Consider the following 19,441-nt stretch of genomic DNA (forward strand, 5'->3'; position numbering starts at 1 on the left):
GAACCCATGCGTATTCAGGTGTGGCGCACGGGCGGGTTCGCGGGGATCGAGCGGCGGGCCGAGGTGGACACCTCGGGCCGGGCCGACGCCCACGAGTGGCACGCCCTGGCCGAGCGGGCCCTGGCCACCGGCCGGAGCACCCCGGCGGCCGGGGTGCCGGACGGGTTCAGCTACCGGATCACCGTGGACGGGAGGTCCGTGTACTGCGCGGACCCCCGGCTGACGCAGGAGCAGCGCGCGCTGATCCGGAGAGTGCTGGAGGAAGGGGCCTGACGACCGTCAACGGCCTTATCCCGCAGGGGCGTTGACTTCGCCTGCCGCCGGTGCGGATGATCCGGCGCATGGCGACGACGAACCCGATCCCCCGTTTCCCGGCCGGTTTCCTGTGGGGCGTGTCGACCTCGGCGCACCAGATCGAGGGGGCGGCCGACGCGCGGGAGCCGTCCGTGTGGGACGCGTTCACGGCCGAGCCGGGGCGGGTGCGGGACGGCTCGACGGCGGCGGTGGCCTGCGACCACGTCCACCGCCACCGCGAGGACGTGGCGCTCCTGGCCGGCCTGGGCGTGGACGCGTACCGCTTCTCGGTCTCCTGGCCGAGGGTGCGGACACCGGGCGGTCTGGACTTCTACGACCGCCTGGTCGACGACCTGTGCGCGGCCGGGGTACGGCCGGTGCCGACGCTGTTCCACTGGGACCTGCCGGCCGGCCTGGACTGGCTGGAGAGGAGCACGGCGGAGCGGTTCGCGGAGTACGTGGGCGAGGTCGCCGGCCGGCTGGGCGACCGCGTGACGAAGTGGATCACGCTCAACGAGCCCGCCGAGCACACGTTGCTCGGCCACGCGCTGGGCGTGCACGCGCCCGGCCGGGAACTCCTCTTCGACGCGCTGCCGGCGGCGCACCACCAGCTCCTCGCCCACGGGCTGGCGGTCCGCGCCCTGCGGGCGTCCGGGGCGGGGGACATCGGCATCGCGAACAGCCACGGCCCGACCTGGCCGGCCTCGCCGGACCGGGCGGACGTGGAGGCGGCCGGCTTCTACGACCTCCTGCTGAACCGCCTCTTCGCCGACCCCCTGCTGCTCGGCCGCTACCCGGAGGGCGTCGACGAGCTGCTGCCGGGGGACGCCGGGGCGGACCTGGAGGTCATCGCCGAGCCGCTGGACTGGTACGGGGTCAACTACTACGCGCCGACGCGCGTGGGCGCCCCGCGGGGTACGGAGACCGACTTCGGCGGGGTGCGGATGCCGGCCGGACTGCCCTTCTCGGTGCGGGAGATCGAGGGGTACCCGGTGACGGACTTCGGCTGGCCGGTGGTCCCCGGGGCGCTGACGGAACTCCTCACGGACTTCCGCGCCCGCTACGGCGACCGCCTCCCCCCGGTCGTCATCACCGAGAACGGCTGCTCCTACGAGGGCCTGGACGACCAGGACCGCATCGCCTATCTCGACGGACACGTCCGCGCCCTGCACCGGGCGCTGGAGGCGGGTGTGGACGTGCGCGGCTACTTCGTGTGGTCCCTGCTGGACAACTTCGAGTGGGCCGAGGGCTACACCCGCCGCTTCGGCCTGGTCCACGTGGACTTCGAGACGCTGCGGCGGACCCCGAAGGCGTCGTACGGCTGGTTCCGGGAGGTGCTGCGGGCGCAGCGCGGCTGAGCGGCCGGGCCCGCGGGCTCAGAAGCCCAGTCGGCGCAGCTGCTTGGGGTCGCGCTGCCAGTCCTTGGCGACCTTCACGTGGAGGTCCAGGAACACCGGTGTGCCGAGCAGGGCCTCGATCTGCTTGCGGGACTTGACGCCGACCTCCTTCAGGCGCTTGCCCTTGGGGCCGATGACGATGCCCTTCTGGCTGGGGCGCTCGATGAACAGGTTGGCGTGGATGTCGAGGAGGGGCTTGTCGGCCGGGCGGTCCTCGCGCGGGAGCATCTCCTCGACGACCACGGCGATGGAGTGCGGGAGTTCGTCGCGGACGCCCTCCAGGGCCGCCTCGCGGATCAGCTCCGCGACCATGACCTGCTCGGGCTCGTCGGTGAGGTCGCCCTCGGGGTAGAGGGCCGGGCCCTCGGGCATCAGCGGGATCAGCAGGTCCGCCAGCAGGTCCACCTGCTTGTTCGCGGTCGCCGACACCGGGACGATCTCCGCCCAGGTGATGCCCAGCTCCTTGCCGAGCCGGTCCACGGCGATCAGCTGCTCGGCCAGCGCCTTGCTGTCCACCAGGTCGGTCTTGGTGACGATCGCGACCTTCGGGGTCTTCCTGATCCCGGCCAGCTCCTTGGCGATGAAGCGGTCGCCGGGGCCGATCTTCTGGTCCGCGGGGAGGCAGAAGCCGATCACGTCGACCTCCGCCCAGGTGGTGCGGACCACGTCGTTCAGCCGTTCGCCGAGCAGGGTGCGCGGCTTGTGCAGCCCGGGGGTGTCCACCAGGATCAGCTGCGCGTCCGGGCGGTGGACGATCCCGCGCACGGTGTGCCGGGTGGTCTGCGGCCGGTTGGAGGTGATCGCCACCTTCTGCCCGACCAGAGCGTTCGTGAGGGTGGACTTGCCCGCGTTGGGACGGCCCACGAAGCAGGCGAAACCGGCCCGGTGGACGGCTTCGGCCGACTGCTCGGATGACTGGGTGCGAACGCTCATGGCGACCATTCTCCCTGATGCCGGGAGCCCCGCCGTACCACCGCCCGCGCGGACCGCGCGGGGCCGGGTTCCGGGAGGCACCGGGCCGGCCGTCCCGTGGAGCCCTTCCCGTCAGCCCGCGGCGACCGTCCCCCGGACCGTCCCGTCGGGGCCGGCCAGCAGCACCGGGGTGCCGGGACCGCCGAGGTCCCGTACGGCCGCGCGGTCCTCGGCCGACGCCGACTCCGCCTCCGTCACCACCGCCGCCGCCTCCAGGGACTTCGCCCCCGACGCCACCGCCATCGCCACCGCCGTCTGCAGGGCGCTCAGCTTCAGGGAGTCCAGGGCCACGGTCCCCGCCGCGTAGGTCCGCCCGTTCTCGTCGCGCACGGCGGCCCCCTCGGGCACACCGTTGCGGGCCCGGACGGAGCGGGCCAGGGTGACGATCTTGCGGTCTTCTGGGTCGAGCGTGCTGTCGGTCATGACCCGAGCATACGAAGCCGCGGCGCGGCCTCTGCTCAGGGCCGGTCGAGGCGGAGGCGCTCGGCGCGCGGCAGACCGGCCACGACCAGGTCGTAGGAGTCCTCGACCAGCTCCCGGACCAGGCGGTCCGGGAGTCCGCCGTCCACCGTCACCGTGTTCCAGTGCCGCTTGTTCATGTGCCAGCCGGGGACGATCAGGTCCGGGTGGTCGGCGCGGAGCCTGAGCGCGTCCTCGGGGTCGCACTTGAGATTGACCTTCAGGGGCCGCGCGTCCAGGTCCGTCAGCGCGAAGAGCCGGCCCCCGACCTTGAAGACCGAGGTCCGGGGACCGAAGGGGAAGTCCTCCACCGCCGCCTCGAAGGAGAGGCAGAGGGCGCGCAGCTCCTGCGGTGTCACTCCGCCTCCTCCTCCCCGTCCACGGGCGGCTCCGCCGGCTCCACCAGCACGGTGACGATCTTGTTCCGGCGTCCGGCCGCGGACTCCGCCGTCAGGCGCAGGACACGGGCGTCCGGGAGTTCGACCAGGGACGACGCGCCGGCGATCGGCACCCGGCCGAGCCGCTTGGCGAGCAGTCCGCCGACGGTCTCCACGTCCTCGTCGTCGAACGCCTCCAGGTCGTACAGCTCGCCGAGGTCGCCGAGGTCGAGGCGGGCGGTGACCCGGTAGCGGCCCTCGCCGAGGTCCTCCACCGGCGGCACCTCGCGGTCGTACTCGTCGGTGATCTCGCCGACGATCTCCTCGAGGATGTCCTCGATGGTGACGATGCCCGCGGTGCCGCCGTACTCGTCGACGGCGACGGCGACGTGGTTGCGCTCCTTCTGCATCTCGCGCAGCAGGTCGTCGGCGTTCTTGGTGTCCGGTACGAAGACCGCGGGCCGCATCGCCGTCGACACCAGGTCGTTCTCCGCGTCCCGGCTGATGTGCGTCCTGCGGACCAGGTCCTTCAGGTAGACGATCCCGACGATGTCGTCCTCGCTCTCGCCGGTCACCGGGATCCGGGAGAAACCGGAGCGCAGGGCGAGGGTGAGGGCCTGGCGGATCGTCTTGTAGCGCTCGATCACCACCAGGTCGGTGCGCGGGACCATCACCTCCCGCACGAGGGTGTCGCCCAGCTCGAAGACCGAGTGCACCATGCGGCGCTCCTCGTCCTCGATCAGCGACTCCTTCTCCGCGAGGTCGACCAGCGCCCGCAGCTCCGCCTCGGAGGCGAAGGGGCCGTGCCGGAAGCCCTTGCCGGGGGTGAGCGCGTTGCCGATGAGGATCAGCAGGGACGGGATCGGCCCCATGATCCGCGCGAGCGGCACCAGCACGTACGCCGCCGCCGTCGCCGTGTTCAGCGGGTGCTGGCGGCCGATGGTGCGCGGCGAGACGCCGACGGCGACGTAGGAGACGAGCACCATGACCGCGATGGCGACCAGCAGCGCCTCGACGGTCCCGTCGAACTCCTGCAGGCAGGCGTAGGTGACCAGCGCGGCGGCGGCCATCTCGCAGGCCACGCGGACCAGCAGCGCCACGTTGAGGTAGCGGGTGGGGTCGACGGCGATCTGGGCGAGCCGGGCGCTGCCCCGGCGCCCGGACCGCACGGCTTCCTCGGCGCGGAAGCTGGAGACGCGGGCGATGCCCGTCTCCGCGCAGGCGAACAGCCAGGCGGCGACGACCAGGGCGACCGCGCCGAGGAGGAGTTGCGGGCTCATGAGACGGTCGGGGCCGGGGACGGGCCGGTCAGGCCCTTCTCCGCGCGCCAGCCGTCCACGATGGCGGCCTGCAGGCCGAACATCTCGGCCTTCTCGTCCGGCTCCTCGTGGTCGTAGCCCAGCAGGTGCAGCACACCGTGGACGGTGAGCAGCTGGAGCTCCTCGTCCATGGTGTGCTGCGTCGGTGCCTCCTTGCCCTGCCTGGCCGCGACCTCGGGGCAGAGCACGATGTCGCCGAGCAGCCCCTGCGGCGGTTCGTCGTCGTCCTTGGACGGCGGTCGCAGCTCGTCCATCGGGAACGACATGACGTCCGTCGGCCCGGGCAGGTCCATCCACTGGATGTGCAGTTGCTCCATGGCGTCGGCGTCCACGACGATCACCGAGAGCTCGGAGAGCGGGTGGATGCGCATCCGTGCGAGCGCGTAGCGGGCGATGTCGAGGATCGCCCGCTCGTCGACCTCGGTTCCGGACTCGTTGTTGACGTCGATCGACATCTGGTGCTCGGTCTACTTCCCCTTGTGCCCGGCCTTGCCCCGGCCGCCCTTGTGGGTGCCGTTCTGGGTGCCGTGCTTGCTGTCGTACTGCTCGTACGCGTCGACGATACGGCCCACCAGCTTGTGCCGGACGACGTCGTGGGAGGACAGCCGGGAGAAGTGGACGTCCTCGACTCCCTCGAGGATGTCCTGCACCTGCCGCAGGCCGCTCCTGGTGCCCTCGGGGAGGTCCACCTGGGTCACGTCACCGGTGATGACGATCTTCGAGTCGAAGCCGAGGCGGGTGAGGAACATCTTCATCTGCTCGGGGCTGGTGTTCTGGGCCTCGTCGAGGATGATGAAGGCGTCGTTCAGCGTGCGTCCGCGCATGTACGCGAGCGGGGCGACCTCGATCGTGCCCGCCGCCATCAGGCGGGGGATGGAGTCGGGGTCGAGCATGTCGTGCAGCGCGTCGTAGAGCGGGCGCAGGTACGGGTCGATCTTCTCGTAGAGCGTGCCGGGCAGGAAGCCGAGCCGCTCCCCGGCCTCGACCGCGGGGCGGGTCAGGATGATGCGGTTGACCTGCTTGGACTGCAGGGCCTGCACCGCCTTGGCCATGGCGAGGTACGTCTTGCCGGTGCCCGCCGGGCCGATGCCGAAGACGATGGTGTGCTTGTCGATCGCGTCCACGTAGCGCTTCTGGTTGAGCGTCTTGGGGCGGATCGTGCGGCCGCGCGAGGACAGGATGTTCTGCGTGAGCACCTGGGCCGGGGTCTCCTGGCCGTCGCTCTCCCCGTCCTCGCTCGCCTTGAGCATGGCGATCGAGCGTTCCACTGCGTCCTCCGTCATCGGCTGCCCGGTGCGGAGCACCAGCATCATCTCGTCGAACACGCGCGAGACGAGGGCGACCTCCGTGGCGTCGCCGACCGCGCTGATCTCATTGCCCCGGACGTGGATGTCGGCCCCCGGGAAGGCCTTCTCGATCACGCGCAGGAGGGAGTCGCCGGAACCCAGCACGGTCACCATGGGGTGCTGGGCGGGGACGGTGAACTGCACTCTCGCCTGCCCCTGCGCGGGGGTGTGAGCTGTGGGTGTCTGAGTCATGGGCCGGCGCTGAAGGCCTGCGATTCCTCCTCTTCACGGCCGCGCTGCTGAGGGCGGCCTCGCGATTCCCAGGGTACGACGCGGGGGTGAGAAGGTCGTAGGACTTTTCCCCGGCCGCCTCCCGGGCGGCCGGGGCGGGGCGGGCCCCTCTCAGGCCGACCGGCGGAAGCCGATCGTCGGGACCGCCCGCCGCAGCGGCCAGGGCCGCACCAGCTCGTCCGGGACCAGGTCCGCCAGGAACGCGTACCGCTGCAGGGCCGCCCGGTCCTGGCCCTCGACCGACTGCACCCGGCGCCACCACGCCGCCACCTCGGCCCATCCCGGAGCCGACAGCGAGCCGCCGAACTCCTGGACGGAGAGCGCGGCGGTGAGGCCGGCGAAGGCGAGGCGGTCGGCCAGCGGCCAGCCGGCCAGGCTCCCGGCGACGAACCCGGCGACGAACACGTCCCCGGCGCCGGTCGGGTCGAGCGCCTCGACGGCGATGGCCGGGACCTCGGCGGCCTCACCGGTGCGCCGGTCCACCGCGTACGCGCCCTGCGCGCCGAGGGTGACGACCGCGACCGGAACGTGCTCGGTGAGGGCGTGCGCGGCGGCGCGGGGGCAGTCGGTGCCGGTGTAGCGCATGGCCTCCTCGGCGTTCGGCAGGAACGCCTCGCAGTGGCGCAGGTCGGGCAGCGCGGCCAGGTCCCACGCTCCGGTGTCGTCCCAGCCGACGTCGCCGAAGACCCGGGTGCCCCCGCGCGCGGCCTCGGCGATCCAGGGCGCGCCGCGGCCCGGGGTGAGGGAGGCGACGGCGGCGCTCGCGCGCGGGGGGTGGGTGGGCGCCGGTTCCTCGGGGGGCGGTTCGTGGCCGTGGGAGACCATCGTGCGCTCGCCGTCGTAGGCCATGGAGACGGTGACCGGCGAGTGCCAGCCGGGCACGGTGCGCGAGGGGGAGAGGTCGATGCCCTCGCCCTGCTCCAGGGCGTCCCAGCAGTACTCGCCGTAGTGGTCGTCGCCGAAGGCCGCCGCGAGGGAGGTGCGCAGGCCGAGGCGGGCCAGGGCGGTGGCCATGTTGGCGACGCCGCCGGGGCTCGACCCCATCCCCCGGGCCCAGGACTCGGTCCCGCGCACCGGGGCGGAGTCGAGCCCGGTGAAGACGATGTCGAGGAAGACGGTCCCGGTGAGGTAGACGTCCCAGGGCGGGTCGTCCGGTGTGCGCAGCGCGGCGAGCGGATCGACCTGGGCCGGGCGGTGCGCCTTCTCGGTGTGTGCCTTGTGTGCCTTCTCGCTGGTGGCGGCGGAGGCGGTGGACGCGGTGGACGCCATCACGGTGCGCTCCCTGCATGGTGCGGTTCAGGCCAGTCTGCACCACACCGCCGTCGGCACGGCCGCGTCACGTCACGGCGGGCCCCCTCCGCGCCCCCCGCCGGACGGGTCACCAGCGCGGCACCGCCGGGGCGACCCAGTCCGGGTCGGCGATCCGCATGGCGGCCGCGTCGTCGCGGTCGCGGAGGCGGCCGTCGTCCGCCAGCCACCGCCGGTGCAGGGCCGCGAGCCGGTCGCGGTCGAGCTCGACGCCGAGTCCGGGTGCGTCGGGGACCCGTACGGCGCCGTGCTCGAAGGCGAGGCGTTCGGTGAGGACGTCCTCCGACTGCCAGGGGTAGTGGGAGTCGCAGGCGTGGTGCAGGTTCGGGACGGTGGCCGCCACGTGGGTCATCGCGGCGAGGCTGATCCCGAGGTGGGTGTTGGAGTGCATGGAGACGCCCACGCCGAAGGTGCGGCAGACGGCGGCGAGGTGCTGGGTGTTGCGCAGCCCGCCCCAGTAGTGGTGGTCGGAGAGGACGACCTGCACGGCGCCCCGGGTGAAGGCCTCCTCGATCTCGGCGAACGTCGTCACGCACATGTTGGTGGCGAGCGGCACGCCCGTCCGGCGCCCGCCACCGCCCTCGTCCGAGGCGCTTCGCGCCGCCCCCCGCGAGCGGGCGGCGACCTCGGCCATGGCGGGGGTGCCGAGCACGGGGTCCTCCAAGTACTCCAGGACGTCCCCGAGTTCCCCGGCCACCTTCAGCGCGGTCTCCACGGACCAGGCGCCGTTGGGGTCGAGGCGCAGGGGGTGGCCGGGGAACGCGTCGGCCAGGGCGCGGACGGCCGCGACCTCCTCGTCCGGGGGGAAGACTCCGCCCTTGAGCTTGAAGGACGTGAACCCGTACCGCTCCTTGAAGGTCCGGGCCTGCTCGACGACGCCGGCCGGATCGAGGGCGGCGCCCCAGTCGTCCTTCTCCGCCGCCACGTCCCGGGGGTGCTCGGCCCACTTGTAGAAGAGGTACGCGCTGTACTCGACGGCGTCGCGCACCTTGCCGCCGAGCAGCGCGTGCACGGGCAGGCCGAGGGACCTGCCGAGGGCGTCGAGGCAGGCGACCTCCAGGGCGGAGAGCACGGACAGGCGCAGCTTGTCGGCGGTCCGCACACCGCGCAGTCCGCCGACGTCGGCCTGGCCGGAGACCCGGGAGGCGTCGACGGCCACCTCGTCCGCATCCGTGAACAGGGCGTTCAGGTCGCTGACCCGGCGGCCGACCAGTCGGTCCGCGAGCGGCCGGGCCAGTTCCAGGTACGTGGTGTCACCGTAGGTCTCGCCCAGCCCGGTGGTCCCGTCGGCGGTCACCACCTCCACAATCAGGCGGGGGGTGTACGGCTGGTGGACGCCCTGCGTGTTGAGCAGGGGCGGGTCGGAGACGAGGATCGGCGTCAGCCGGACCTCCGTCACGGTCAGGTCGCGGGCCACAGGGCGACTCCTACGAGGTCGGGTCCGGCGGAGAGCGGGCCTGGGGGCGGCCGGGCCGCCGTGCCCGTCTCCCCATGGAGACGTCATCCATGTATGGGAATGGAGGTTAGGTACGCGAACATGAACCCGTCAACGGCGCCCCCGGACACCGGCGGTCCGGCCGGCGCCGGAGCGCGAGGAGCGGGTCGCCGCCACGACGCGGGAGGACCGGGCGAAGGTGAAGGCGGGGTTCCCGCGGACGGCGGGGCTGTTCACCGGGGCGGCGCCTTCTGTTACCCGGGTTCCGAAACCCCAAACGCAAGAGTGACGCAGATCACACCTTGCTCGCTCCCGTAGCCGTCCCCCCGCTTGATACAAATTGCCCGCGCGTTCCTGTCCGTCGACGGTCGTCGCCCCCCATCTCCTTTTTCGCACCGTCCCTTTCGCACGCCCCGGGAACGCCCGTGTTCGCCCCTCGCACCACTCCCTGGCCCCTCGTCGCCCTTTTCACGGCCGGGTACCTCGCCCCGTACCTGCTGCCGACCACCGTCGGCCGGCTGGAACGCGGCCTCGACCTCTCGGCGACCCAGGCCGGAGCCGTCGGCAGCGCGCTGCTGCTGAGCTCGGCGACCGCCGGGTTCCTGCTGGCCTCCCGCGTGCAGCGGACCGGGGCGCGGAACCTGGCCCGGTTCGGGCTCGTCCTGGCCGTCCTCGGCTACGGCACCGCCGCGCTCACCACCGCCGTGCCGGTCGTCGTCGCCTGCGCGGTGGTGGGCGGGTTCGGCTCGGGGACGGCCACCACCGTCGCCGCCACCCGGATCGCCGCCGAACCGGATCCGCACCGTGCCTCCACGCTCGGTCTGCTCAGCGTCTCCGCGCTGGCGGGCGTGGTGTACCTGACGGTCCCTCACCTGCCGGGACACGGCCTCACCCTGGCCGCCGTCGCCCTCACCGCGCTGGCCGTGTGGCCGCTGACCTCCCGTCTGCCCGCCGGCACGTCCGGGTCCCGGCACGCGGACCCCGGACCGGTCGGCGGCACCGGCCCGGCCCGCCTCCCGCACCGGCGTTCGGGGCTCGTGCTGGCCGGCGCCATGGTGTTCTGGTCGCTCGCCCAGAACGCGCTGTGGGGCATGAGCGGACGGATCGGTGTCACGCAGGCGCACCTCAGCGAGCCGACCGTCGGCGTCGTCTTCGCCGTGGCGCTGGGCGCCGGGCTGCTGGGCGTGATGGCGGCGGGCGCGCTGGGATCGCGGCTGGGGCGGGCGCTGCCCATCGGCGGCGGCACCGTCCTCATCGCCGGCTGCATCGCGCTGAGCGCCTCCGCCACCGGGCTGGGGAGCTTCGCGGCCGGGGAGATCGCCTGGAACACGGTCTACCCGGTGGTCCTGTCGTACCTGATCGGGCTCGCGGCCTCGCTGGATCCGCGCGGGCGCTGGGCCGTGCTGGTGGGGTCGGCGTCCTCGCTGGGCACCGCCGCCGGGCCGCTGACCGGCAGTGTGTTGTCCGCGCAGGCCGGTTTCCCCGTCATGGGCGCGGTGCTCGGCGCCGGCCTGCTGCTGGTCGCCCTGCCGATGACCGCCGTCGCCCTGCACACCGGCGGGCGTCCGCTGCTGCCGGGCGCGGTCCGGCGCCGTGGCGGCCACCCGGCCGCCGTGGTCGCCGCCGCCACGGGCACCCCCACGGGCGCGGTGCCCGAGGTCGGTGCCCCGGAGCAGCCGGTCGTGGAGATCCCGGTGGACGGCACCCCCTCCCCCGCCCGGGGCGCCTACGACACGGCGGCGGCTACCCGGGCGCCCGGGATCGGCTGAGGGCTACGGGGCGTCGCCCGCGAAGTCGTACGCCTCCACTTCGGCCAGGTACCGCGCCCGCCGCTCCTCGTCGTCCTCCAGGAAGGAGGCGAGGAAGGAGTTGCGGGCCAGCTCGCGCAGGCGTTCCGGGCCGAGGCCCAGCGCCTCGCGCACCGCGGTGAAGTTGTCGCCCGCGTAGCCGCCGAAGTAGGCCGGGTCGTCGGAGTTGACCGTGCACAGCAGGCCCGCGTCGAGCATCGCGGGCAGCGGGTGGTCGGCGAGGGTGTCCACCGTGCGCAGCCGGACGTTCGACAGGGGGCACAGGGTCAGCGGGACGCGCTCGCGCACCAGCCGCTCCACCAGCGCCGGGTCCTCCATGCAGCGCAGCCCGTGGTCGACCCGTTCGACGCCGAGGACGTCCAGGGCCTCGGTGATGTACTCCGGCGGCCCCTCCTCACCGGCGTGCGCCACGCGCCGCAGGCCCAGCGCGGCGGCGGCCTCGTACACCTCGCGGAACTTCGCCGGCGGGTGCCCGACCTCGGCGGAGTCGAGGCCGACGCCGGTGATGCGGTCCAGGTACGGCTTCGCGGCGTCCAGGGTGGCCATCGCCGACCCGGCGGACTCGTCGCGCAGGAAGCACATGATCAGCCGGGTGGAGACGCCGTGCGTCCGCGTGCTGCGGCCCAGGGCCCGCCACAGGCCCTCGACGACCGTGTCCATGGAGACGCCCCGGGACAGGTGCGCCTGCGGGTCGAAGAAGATCTCCGCGTGCCGCACGCCCTGCGCCGCGGCGCGGGCGAGGTAGGCGTCGGCGAGGTCCTCGAAGTCCCGTTCGGTGCGCAGCACCGCCATCAGCGCGTAGTACAGGTCCAGGAAGGACTGCAGGTCCTGGAACCGGTACGCCTCGCGGAGCGCGTCGGTGTCGGCCCAGGGCAGGTCGACGCCGTTGCGCGCGGCGAGGGCGAAGGCGAGCTCGGGTTCGAGGGTGCCTTCGATATGAAGGTGCAGTTCGGCTTTGGGTACGGGCATCGAGCTATCGTACGGGCGTTTCACCGACGCTTCGGAAGTGGTACGCGCAGCAGATCGTGCGCCACGGTCAGGTCCCCGTCGTATCCGGCGGCCCGTGCCTGCCGCTCGAACTCTGCGGGGTCGGTGTAGCGCTGGCTGAAGTGGGTGAGGACGAGGTGGCGCACGCCCGCGTCGCGCGCCACCCGGGCCGCCTGACCGGCGGTCAGATGGCCGTGCTCGACGGCGAGTTCCTCGTCCTCGTCGAGGAAGGTCGACTCGATGACCAGCATGTCGCAGCCCTCGGCGAGCGCGTACACGCCCTCGCAGAGCCGGGTGTCCATGACGAACGCGAACCGCTGCCCGCGCCGCACCTCGCTGACGTCCTCCAGCGACACCCCGCCGAGGACGCCCTCGCGCTGGAGGCGGCCGACGTCCGGGCCCTTGATGCCGTGCGCGGCCAGCCGGTCGGGCAGCATGCGCCGGCCGTCGGGTTCGAGCAGGCGGTAGCCGAACGACTCGACGGGGTGCGACAGCCGGCGCGCCTCCAGCGTGTAGCCGGGGGTGACGGCCAGCGGGCCGTCCACGTCGACCGGGGCCTCGGTGAGGGCGACGGTCTCGCGGTAGGCGGTGGCGTACCGCAGCCGGTCGAAGAAGCGCTGCCCGGAGCGCGGGTAGTGGGCGGTGACCTCGTGCGGCACCCGGTCGAGGTTGATGCGCTGGATCACCCCGGCGAGGCCGAGCGAGTGGTCGCCGTGGAAGTGGGTGACGCAGATGCGGTTCAGGTCGTGCGCGGCGACCCCGGCGCGCAGCATCTGGCGCTGCGTGCCCTCGCCGGGGTCGAACAGGAAGCCCTCACCGTCCCAGCGCAGCAGGTAGCCGTTGTGGTTGCGGTGCCGGGTGGGAACCTGGCTGGCGGTGCCGAGCACCACCAGTTCGCGTACGGACAAGGCTGCTTACCCGGGGGGCCACTCGAGGCCGCGACCGCCCAGGACGTGGGCGTGCGCGTGCCAGACGGTCTGGCCGGCGCCGGCGCCGGTGTTGAAGACGACGCGGTAGCTCTCCAGCTTCTCCTCGTCCGCGACGGCCTGCGTCTCGCGCAGCACGTCCGCCGCGACGTCGGGCGCGGCGGCGGCGAGGGCCGCCGCGTCCCGGTGGTGCGCCTTCGGGATCACCAGGACGTGGGTGGGCGCCTGGGGGTTTATGTCACGGAACGCCACGGTGGTGTCCGTCTCCCGGACGATCGTCGCCGGGACCTGCTTCGCGACGATCTTGCAGAACAGGCAGTCGTCCTGCGGTTCCCCTGCCATGCGGCCTCCTCACGCCCGGATGATCGCTTACCCGGGCATCGTATCCGGACCGGTCAGTCCAGCGCGGGCGGTGTCTTCGCGGGCGCCGTCTCCAGGGCCTCCAGGGCGATGCGGACCGCCTCGTCCAGTTGCACGTCCCGGCCCGCCGCGTGGTCCTGCGGCCGCTGCACCACCTCCACGTCGGGGTCGACGCCGTGGTTCTCCACGCCCCAGCCGTACCCCTCCAGCCAGAAGGCGTACTTGGGCTGGGTGACGAGGGTGCCGTCGACCAGGCGGTAGCGGCTGTCGATGCCGATCACACCGCCCCAGGTGCGGGTGCCGACCACCGGGCCGATACCGAGCGCCCGGATCGCCGCGTTGACGATGTCGCCGTCGGAGCCGGAGAACTCGTTGGCGACGGCGACCACCGGACCGCGGGGCGCGTCCCGGGGGTAGCTCTCCGCCCGCATGCCGCGCGGCAGGTCCCAGCCGACGATCCGCCGGGCCAGCTTCTCCACGACGAGCTGGGAGGTGTGGCCGCCGCGGTTCTCCCGCACGTCCACGACCAGGCCCTCGCGGAGCACCTCGACGCGCAGGTCGCGGTGGATCTGCGCCCAGCCGGGGGCCTGCATGTCGGGGACGTGAAGGTAGCCGAGGCGGCCGCCGGACCTCTCGTGGACGTAGGCGCGGCGGTCGGCGACCCAGGCGTGGTAGCGCAGCGGTTCCTCGTCGGCGACGGGGACGACGACCGCGTGGCGCAGCTCGCCGCCGCCGGCCGGGGAGACGGTCAGCTCGACCGGTCTGCCCGCCGTGCCGACCAGCAGCGGGGCGGGCCCGGTCACCGGGTCGACCGGCTGTCCGGCGACCGCGACGATCGCGTCGCCGGGGCGGACGGCGACGCCGGGCGCGGCGAGCGGGGAGCGGGCGTCGGGGTCGGAGGTCTCGGAGGGCAGGATGCGGTCGACGCGCCAGGCGCCGTCCTCGTGCCGGGAGATGTCCGCGCCGAGGAGCCCCTGCCGGGCGCCGTCGCCGTATCCGCCGCGCGGGGTGACGTAGGCGTGCGAGGTGCCGAGCTCGCCCTGCACCTCCCAGAGCAGGTCGACGAGGTCGTCGTGGGTGGCGAGGCGGTCGAGGACGGGGCGGTAGCGGTCGAGGACGCCGTCCCAGTCGACGCCGCTCATGTCCGGCCGCCAGAAGTTGTCCCGCATGATGCGGCCGGCCTCGTCGAACATCTGCCGCCACTCGGCGGCCGGGTCGACGAACTGGCGGACCCGGCCGAGGTCGACGGTGATGTTGGTGTCGCTGTCGTCGTCGTTCGACGCGCGCCGGTCGCTGGGCACGACCTTCAGCCGCCCGTCGGTCCACAGCAGCACCCGCTTGCCGTCGCCGCTGACCTCGAAGTGGTCGGCGTCCACGGCCAGGTGCTCGATGCGCTGCTGGGCGAGGTCGTAGCGCTCCAGGTCGGTCTTGGGGTCGGGGTCGTCGGGGGTGGCCCGGGAGGCGCCGAGCACCCCGCGCACCGGGTGCCGCAGCCACAGCACCCCGTCCTTGGCGGCGCGCAGGTTGGTGTAGCGGGCGGCCTCGACCGGGAACGGCACGATCCGGTCGGCGAGGCCCTCGAGGTCGATCCGGGTGGTGGGGGTGCCCTCGCTGTCGGGGGTCTCGTCCCGGTCCGGTGTCTCGAAGGGGCGGCCGTGCCGCTGCGGTCCGAACGGGGACGGGGTGGTCGCCGCGAGGGTGATCAGGTACGGGCGGACGCCCTCGACGAAGGCCAGGTCGAAGACGTGCTCGTCGTAGACCGGGTCGAAGGAGCGGGTCGACAGGAAGGCGAGGTGCTTGCCGTCGAGGGTGAAGGCGGGCGCGTAGTCCTGGAAGCGCAGCGGGGTCGCCTCGGTGACCGACAGGTCGGTGGTGTTGGCGAGGCGGAGCTGGCTGAGCGGGCGCGGGCCGGGGTGGGACCAGGCGAGCCAGGCGGAGTCGGGCGAGAACGCCAGCCCGGAGACGTCGCCGTCCTCGCTGCGGTCGACCTCGCGGACCTCGCCGGTCTCGCGCTCGACGAGCAGGACGCGGCCGTCGTGCGAGGCGATCGCGGCGCGGCTGCCGTCGGGGGCCATGGCGAGTTCCAGGACGCGGCCGAGCCGGCCGGCGGCGATGCGGCGCGGGGTCGCGCCCGGGGCGAGGCCGGTGGCGGGGGCGAACTCCAGGGCGTCGTCGCCCTCGGCGTCCGTCACCCACACCACCCACTCCTCGCCGTTCGCGCGGAAGGTGCGGGGCCGCCGGGCGCGGACGCCCGGGGTCGCGGCGAGCGCGCGGGCGGGGCCGGAGCGGTGGGTGACCCAGTGGACGGTGCCGCGGACGCAGACGGCGCTGCCGCGCGCGGTGTGGTCGGGGGAGGCGGAGCCGGACCAGCGGGCGGCGTTCACCGGGAACGGCTGGAGGTCGGCGCGCTGCCCGCCGAGCCGGACGTCGAGCCGGCGCGGCTCGGCCCCGTCCAGGTCGTCCAGGATCCAGAGTTCGCCGGCGGCGGAGTAGACGACGCGGGTGCCGTCGGTGGCCGCGTGGCGGGCGTAGAAGCCCCCGAGGGGGGTGTGCCGGCGCAGGTCGGAGCCGTCGGCGAGGGAGGAGTACAGGGCGCCGGTGCCCTCGTGGTCGGAGAGGAAGGCGATCCTGGCCCCGGCCCACAGCGGGTACTCGATGTTCCCGTCGAGGTCCTCGTGGAGGCGGACGAACTCGCCGTCGCCCTCGCGGTCGATCCACAGCTTGCCCGCCGTGCCGCCCCGGTACCGCTTCCACCAGGCGGCCTCGCGGCCCATCGGCGCGGACAGCAGCACGGTGTGCGGGCCGAGGACGACGTCGCCCACGGGGCCGTACGGGAGGGTGGTGGCCGGGCCGCCGTCGAGGGGGACGGCGCGGGCCCAGGTGCGGCGCAGACTCGGCTGGCCGTGGGCGCTGAGTGCCAGGACCCGTCCGTCCGGGGTCCAGCCGCGCACCTGGGTCTTCAGGTTCCCCCAGTACGTGAGGCGCTCGGCGGGTCCGCCGTCGACCGGCGCGACGTGCACCTCGGGGGCGCCGTCGCGGGTGGAGCTCCAGGCGACGGTGGTGCCGTCGGGTGAGATGCGGGGGTGGGTCACCGGCACGTTGTCGGCGCTGACCCGCCAGGCCCGGCCGCCGTCGAGCGGCGCGAGCCACACGTCGTCCTCGGCGGTGAAGGCGACCAACTCACCGTGCAGGTGCGGGAATCGGAGATACGCGGTGGATGCGACCGATGCAGGCTGTGTCACCCGATCACCCTACGCAAGCGCCCGCGGCCTGGACAGGGGTGGGGATCACTTGCCCTCGACCGGGCGACAGGAGGGGTACTGGTCGCACCACACCGTCGTCGTGACGGTCACGGTGACGGTGGGGGCCGGCCCGCCCCGGGTGGGCTCGCCCACCGGCGGCGGGCTGGTGGCGTCGCAGTCGCCGAGACCGTCGACCCGGAACAGCCGCTTGCCGCCCACCTCGACGGTGAGGTTCCCGCGCACGCAGGCCCCGTTCACGGCGTGGGTGACCTTCCCGGTGACGGTGATCTCCCTGCCGTCCTCGGTCTCCCCCTCGCAGTCGACCGAGGCGACGGTGTCCTCGCTCCCGGAGGAGGCCGAGGACGACGGGCCGTCCTCGTCGCCGAAGGACGCGGTGCAGTTGAGCCACCGCACCCCGGTCTTGCGCCGGTCGAGTTCCTCGGTCACGGTCTCGTCGGTGGTGTACGCGACCGCCGCGGAACTCAGCCCGCCCGGCTCGCACGCCACGCTCCCGCCCACCGCGGCCACCACGAACCCGGCGGCCACCACCGGCCGCCGCCACCGTGCCCCGCTCCGTGCCCTGTTCCGGGCCCTGTTCCTCAACGCCCCCATGGACGGCAGCCTGCCACCGTCACCGCCGGGGCGGTAGGGCGCATACGGCCACTCCGCACTACCCTGGGCCGATGAGCGAACGCCGGGTCAGGAGACTCGTCACGGAGGGAGCCACGGCGGGCGAAACGGTCACCTACCGGTGGTCGGTGCGCCATCGGCACAGCACCGAGGGGCCCTGCGCGGAAGTCCTCGTGCTGACCCGGGGCACCACGACGACCCACCTGGTGTTCCGGGGCGGCGAGGGACGCCTCGTCCCCGACGGCTTCCTGCACTCGGGGGCCGTGGCCCTCGGGGAGCACGCGGCGCTCAATCTGCACGAGCCCGGTGTCGTACGGGCCTTCGTCGACGAGGCGCTCCGGCGCGGACTGCTCGAGGGGCCCGCGGAACTGGACGGCTGGGAACTGTTCCCGGCGGTCGCCGACCGCCGCGCGACGGACGGCTGACCGGGGCCGTCAGGACCAGCGGCCCGTGCGGGCCAGCAGCACGGCCGCCGCCGCGGTGCCGGCGGTGGAGGTGCGCAGGACACTGCGGCCCAGGCGGTAGGGCCTGGCTCCGGCCTGCGCGAAGAGCTCCAACTCCTCCGGTGAAATGCCGCCTTCGGGCCCGACGACCAGCACGATGTCGCCGGAGGCGGGGAGTTCGGCGGTCGCGAGGGGCTCGGTGCCGCTCTCGTGCAGGACGGCGGCGAAGGCGGCACCGGCCAGGAGGGGGACGACCTGCTTGGTCGTCGCCACCTCCGCGACCTCGGGGAAGCGCACCCGGCGGGACTGCTTGCCGGCCTCGCGGGCCGTCGCCCGCCACTTGGCGAGGGACTTCAGTCCCCTCTCGCCCTTCCACTGCGTGATGCAGCGCGCCGCCGACCACGGCACGATCGCGTCGACGCCGACCTCGGTCATCGTCTCCACCGCCAGCTCGCCCCGGTCGCCCTTGGGCAGCGCCTGGACGACGGTCAGCCGGGGGGACTCCGCGGGCTCCTCGACGACGTCGCCGAGGGCCACGACCAGGCGGTCCTTGCCCTCGGTGCCCGCCACCTCGCCCTCGGCCCAGCGGCCCGCGCCGTCGGTGAGGACGACGCCCTCCCCGGCCCGCAGCCGCTTCACGGAGACGGCGTGCCGGCCCTCGGGGCCGTCGAGCACGTAACGGCCCGCGCCGTCCGTGCCGAAGTGGTCGACGACGAACACCGGCGCGGTCATCGGGCACCTCCCGCCGACAACGCCGCCCGGGCGGAGGCCAGTTCGGCGACCAGCACCTCCACCAGCCGCCCGGCGGGCAGCTCCCGGGCCATCCGGTGGCCCTGGCCCGCCCACAGCGCCATGCCCTGCGCGTCCCCGGCCCGGGCGGCGGCCTTGCGCAGCGGCGCGGTGAGGTGGTGGACGTCCGGGTAGGCGGCGGGCGCGTAGGGACCGTGCTCGCGCAGGAAGCGGTTGACCAGGCCGCGGGCGGGGCGGCCGGAGAAAGCCCGGGTCAGCTCGGTGCGGACGTACAGGGGGTTGGTCAATGCCTGCTTGTGCAGGGCGTGCGCGCCGGACTCGTGGGTGGCGAGGAAGGCCGTGCCCATCTGGGCCGCGGCGGCGCCGGCCGCGAGCACCGCGGCGATCTGACTGCCGCGCATGATGCCGCCGGCGGCGACGACCGGGATGCCCACGGCCTCCCGGACCTGGGCGACGAGGGCCAGCAGCCCGACGCCGGAGCCGTCCGCCTCCGGGACGTCCCGGTGGGTGCCCTGGTGGCCGCCGGCCTCGACGCCCTGCGCGATCACCGCGCCCGCGCCGGCCCGCTCGACGGCCCGGGCCTCCTCCGTGGTCGTGGCGGTGACCAGGGTGAAGGTGCCGACGCGGTGGAGGGAGTCCAGGGCCTCACGGGACGGCACGCCGAAGTGGAACGACACCACCGGCACCGGGTCGTCCAGGAGGACGGCGAGCTTGGCGTCGAAGCCGTCGTCGCGGCCGCTGTCGGGGTCGCCGAGTTCGGTCTCGTACCAGGCGGCCTCCCCGGCCAGCTGGTGGGCGTAGACGCCGACGGCGGCGGGGTCGGCCGTCTCCGGCTGGGGCAGGAAGAGGTTGACGCCGAAGGGCCTGCCGGTCAGTCCCCGCATCTGCTTGATGTCCCGGTACATCCCGTCCGCGGTCTTGTACCCGGCGGCGAGGAACCCGAGCCCGCCCGCCTCGGACACGGCGGCGGCCAGCTGCGGCACGGAGACACCGCCCGCCATGGGAGCCTGCACGATCGGGTGCGGGAAGAGCTCGGTCAGCACGGAGGACATGACCGCATGTTGTCACGTCCCCCGGACGAACCAGAACCGACCCGTCCCTCGGGCCGGGCCGCTTCCCGGAGCTCCGCGGGAGCCGGCCCCGGCCCTCGCGGAAAG

Annotated in this window: 19 protein-coding genes; 4 read left to right on the forward strand and 15 right to left on the reverse strand. The window is 73.9% G+C overall.

From position 1 onward, the window contains the following. The first annotated feature begins 6 nt into the window (after positions 1-6). Both CP969_RS13745 and CP969_RS13750 read left to right on the forward strand, forming a co-directional pair. Entirely contained in the window at positions 7-273 is a 267-nt protein-coding gene (locus CP969_RS13745; RefSeq protein WP_004988331.1) for a protealysin inhibitor emfourin, read from the forward strand. A 68-nt stretch (positions 274-341) separates the two neighbouring features. Beyond that, complete coding sequence (locus CP969_RS13750) at positions 342-1,652, forward strand: GH1 family beta-glucosidase (protein WP_016826337.1); 1,311 nt, start codon at positions 342-344, stop codon at positions 1,650-1,652. Positions 1,653-1,670: 18 nt separating this feature from the next. On the opposite strand, the gene era is transcribed toward CP969_RS13750, so the two are convergent. The 8 genes from era to CP969_RS13790 all read right to left on the reverse strand — a co-directional run bounded on the left by era (position 1,671) and on the right by CP969_RS13790 (position 9,120). Next, positions 1,671-2,624 carry a GTPase Era gene (era, locus tag CP969_RS13755; protein WP_026085199.1) on the reverse strand — a complete coding sequence of 318 codons (954 nt, stop codon included), beginning with the start codon at positions 2,622-2,624 and terminating at the stop codon, positions 1,671-1,673. Between the two features lie 111 nt (positions 2,625-2,735). Beyond that, on the reverse strand, positions 2,736-3,086 hold the full coding sequence (locus CP969_RS13760) for a hypothetical protein (protein ID WP_004988325.1): 351 nt from the start codon (positions 3,084-3,086) through the stop codon (positions 2,736-2,738). A 35-nt stretch (positions 3,087-3,121) separates the two neighbouring features. Further along, positions 3,122-3,481 carry an MmcQ/YjbR family DNA-binding protein gene (locus CP969_RS13765; RefSeq protein ID WP_004988321.1) on the reverse strand — a complete coding sequence of 120 codons (360 nt, stop codon included), beginning with the start codon at positions 3,479-3,481 and terminating at the stop codon, positions 3,122-3,124. Then, a complete protein-coding gene (locus CP969_RS13770) occupies positions 3,478-4,779 on the reverse strand; it encodes a hemolysin family protein (RefSeq protein ID WP_004988317.1) in 1,302 nt (433 codons plus the stop codon). The genes CP969_RS13765 and CP969_RS13770 overlap by 4 nt, the downstream gene beginning before the upstream one ends. After that, entirely contained in the window at positions 4,776-5,273 is a 498-nt protein-coding gene (ybeY, locus tag CP969_RS13775; protein WP_004988315.1) for an rRNA maturation RNase YbeY, read from the reverse strand. Before ybeY ends, CP969_RS13770 begins: the two co-directional genes overlap by 4 nt. Before the next feature lie 12 nt (positions 5,274-5,285). Continuing rightward, complete coding sequence (locus CP969_RS13780) at positions 5,286-6,356, reverse strand: PhoH family protein (protein ID WP_004988313.1); 1,071 nt, start codon at positions 6,354-6,356, stop codon at positions 5,286-5,288. 150 nt (positions 6,357-6,506) lie between these two features. Further along, positions 6,507-7,664 carry a carbohydrate kinase family protein gene (locus tag CP969_RS13785; RefSeq protein WP_016826335.1) on the reverse strand — a complete coding sequence of 386 codons (1,158 nt, stop codon included), beginning with the start codon at positions 7,662-7,664 and terminating at the stop codon, positions 6,507-6,509. Between the two features lie 109 nt (positions 7,665-7,773). Next, positions 7,774-9,120 (reverse strand): glucarate dehydratase family protein, encoded by a 1,347-nt coding sequence (locus CP969_RS13790; protein WP_016826334.1) that lies wholly within the window; start codon positions 9,118-9,120, stop codon positions 7,774-7,776. Positions 9,121-9,563: 443 nt separating this feature from the next. Here CP969_RS13790 and CP969_RS13795 point away from each other — a divergent pair, with 443 nt between their 5' ends. Beyond that, positions 9,564-10,907, forward strand: a complete 1,344-nt coding sequence (locus CP969_RS13795; protein WP_004988306.1) for an MFS transporter — start codon at positions 9,564-9,566, stop codon at positions 10,905-10,907. Between the two features lie 3 nt (positions 10,908-10,910). On the opposite strand, the gene CP969_RS13800 is transcribed toward CP969_RS13795, so the two are convergent. The 5 genes from CP969_RS13800 to CP969_RS13820 are packed head-to-tail and all read right to left on the reverse strand — an operon-like array spanning position 10,911 to position 17,073. Beyond that, a complete protein-coding gene (locus CP969_RS13800) occupies positions 10,911-11,915 on the reverse strand; it encodes an adenosine deaminase (RefSeq protein WP_016826332.1) in 1,005 nt (334 codons plus the stop codon). Positions 11,916-11,935: 20 nt separating this feature from the next. After that, complete coding sequence (locus tag CP969_RS13805; protein WP_016826331.1) at positions 11,936-12,841, reverse strand: ribonuclease Z; 906 nt, start codon at positions 12,839-12,841, stop codon at positions 11,936-11,938. Positions 12,842-12,847: 6 nt separating this feature from the next. Continuing rightward, entirely contained in the window at positions 12,848-13,201 is a 354-nt protein-coding gene (locus CP969_RS13810; RefSeq protein ID WP_004988298.1) for a histidine triad nucleotide-binding protein, read from the reverse strand. A gap of 53 nt (positions 13,202-13,254) precedes the next feature. After that, positions 13,255-16,461 (reverse strand): S41 family peptidase, encoded by a 3,207-nt coding sequence (locus tag CP969_RS13815; protein ID WP_026085198.1) that lies wholly within the window; start codon positions 16,459-16,461, stop codon positions 13,255-13,257. A 45-nt stretch (positions 16,462-16,506) separates the two neighbouring features. Beyond that, complete coding sequence (locus CP969_RS13820) at positions 16,507-17,073, reverse strand: hypothetical protein (RefSeq protein WP_051044424.1); 567 nt, start codon at positions 17,071-17,073, stop codon at positions 16,507-16,509. 71 nt (positions 17,074-17,144) lie between these two features. On the opposite strand from CP969_RS13820, the gene CP969_RS13825 reads away from it, so the two are divergent. Continuing rightward, a complete protein-coding gene (locus CP969_RS13825) occupies positions 17,145-17,516 on the forward strand; it encodes a hypothetical protein (RefSeq protein ID WP_026085197.1) in 372 nt (123 codons plus the stop codon). A gap of 9 nt (positions 17,517-17,525) precedes the next feature. Here CP969_RS13825 and CP969_RS13830 read toward each other — a convergent pair whose 3' ends face one another. Continuing rightward, positions 17,526-18,266 (reverse strand): 16S rRNA (uracil(1498)-N(3))-methyltransferase, encoded by a 741-nt coding sequence (locus CP969_RS13830; protein WP_004988291.1) that lies wholly within the window; start codon positions 18,264-18,266, stop codon positions 17,526-17,528. After that, positions 18,263-19,336 (reverse strand): nitronate monooxygenase, encoded by a 1,074-nt coding sequence (locus tag CP969_RS13835; RefSeq protein WP_016826327.1) that lies wholly within the window; start codon positions 19,334-19,336, stop codon positions 18,263-18,265. The genes CP969_RS13830 and CP969_RS13835 overlap by 4 nt, the downstream gene beginning before the upstream one ends. Between the last annotated feature and the right edge of the window lie 105 nt (positions 19,337-19,441).

The sequence above is a fragment of the Streptomyces viridosporus T7A genome (assembly GCF_008704515.1).
GTDB lineage: Bacteria > Actinomycetota > Actinomycetes > Streptomycetales > Streptomycetaceae > Streptomyces > Streptomyces viridosporus.

What these genes read in the sequence shown, in the direction of transcription:
- CP969_RS13745 (WP_004988331.1), top strand. Translation starts at nt 7, where the DNA reads ATGCGTATTCAGGTGTGGCGCACGGGCGGGTTCGCGGGGATCGAGCGG.
- CP969_RS13750 (WP_016826337.1), top strand. Translation starts at nt 342, where the DNA reads ATGGCGACGACGAACCCGATCCCCCGTTTCCCGGCCGGTTTCCTGTGG.
- era (WP_026085199.1), bottom strand. Translation starts at nt 2,624, where the DNA reads ATGAGCGTTCGCACCCAGTCATCCGAGCAGTCGGCCGAAGCCGTCCAC.
- CP969_RS13760 (WP_004988325.1), bottom strand. Translation starts at nt 3,086, where the DNA reads ATGACCGACAGCACGCTCGACCCAGAAGACCGCAAGATCGTCACCCTG.
- CP969_RS13770 (WP_004988317.1), bottom strand. Translation starts at nt 4,779, where the DNA reads ATGAGCCCGCAACTCCTCCTCGGCGCGGTCGCCCTGGTCGTCGCCGCC.
- ybeY (WP_004988315.1), bottom strand. Translation starts at nt 5,273, where the DNA reads ATGTCGATCGACGTCAACAACGAGTCCGGAACCGAGGTCGACGAGCGG.
- CP969_RS13780 (WP_004988313.1), bottom strand. Translation starts at nt 6,356, where the DNA reads ATGACTCAGACACCCACAGCTCACACCCCCGCGCAGGGGCAGGCGAGA.
- CP969_RS13785 (WP_016826335.1), bottom strand. Translation starts at nt 7,664, where the DNA reads ATGGCGTCCACCGCGTCCACCGCCTCCGCCGCCACCAGCGAGAAGGCA.
- CP969_RS13800 (WP_016826332.1), bottom strand. Translation starts at nt 11,915, where the DNA reads ATGCCCGTACCCAAAGCCGAACTGCACCTTCATATCGAAGGCACCCTC.
- CP969_RS13810 (WP_004988298.1), bottom strand. Translation starts at nt 13,201, where the DNA reads ATGGCAGGGGAACCGCAGGACGACTGCCTGTTCTGCAAGATCGTCGCG.
- CP969_RS13820 (WP_051044424.1), bottom strand. Translation starts at nt 17,073, where the DNA reads ATGGGGGCGTTGAGGAACAGGGCCCGGAACAGGGCACGGAGCGGGGCA.
- CP969_RS13825 (WP_026085197.1), top strand. Translation starts at nt 17,145, where the DNA reads ATGAGCGAACGCCGGGTCAGGAGACTCGTCACGGAGGGAGCCACGGCG.
- CP969_RS13830 (WP_004988291.1), bottom strand. Translation starts at nt 18,266, where the DNA reads ATGACCGCGCCGGTGTTCGTCGTCGACCACTTCGGCACGGACGGCGCG.
- CP969_RS13835 (WP_016826327.1), bottom strand. Translation starts at nt 19,336, where the DNA reads ATGTCCTCCGTGCTGACCGAGCTCTTCCCGCACCCGATCGTGCAGGCT.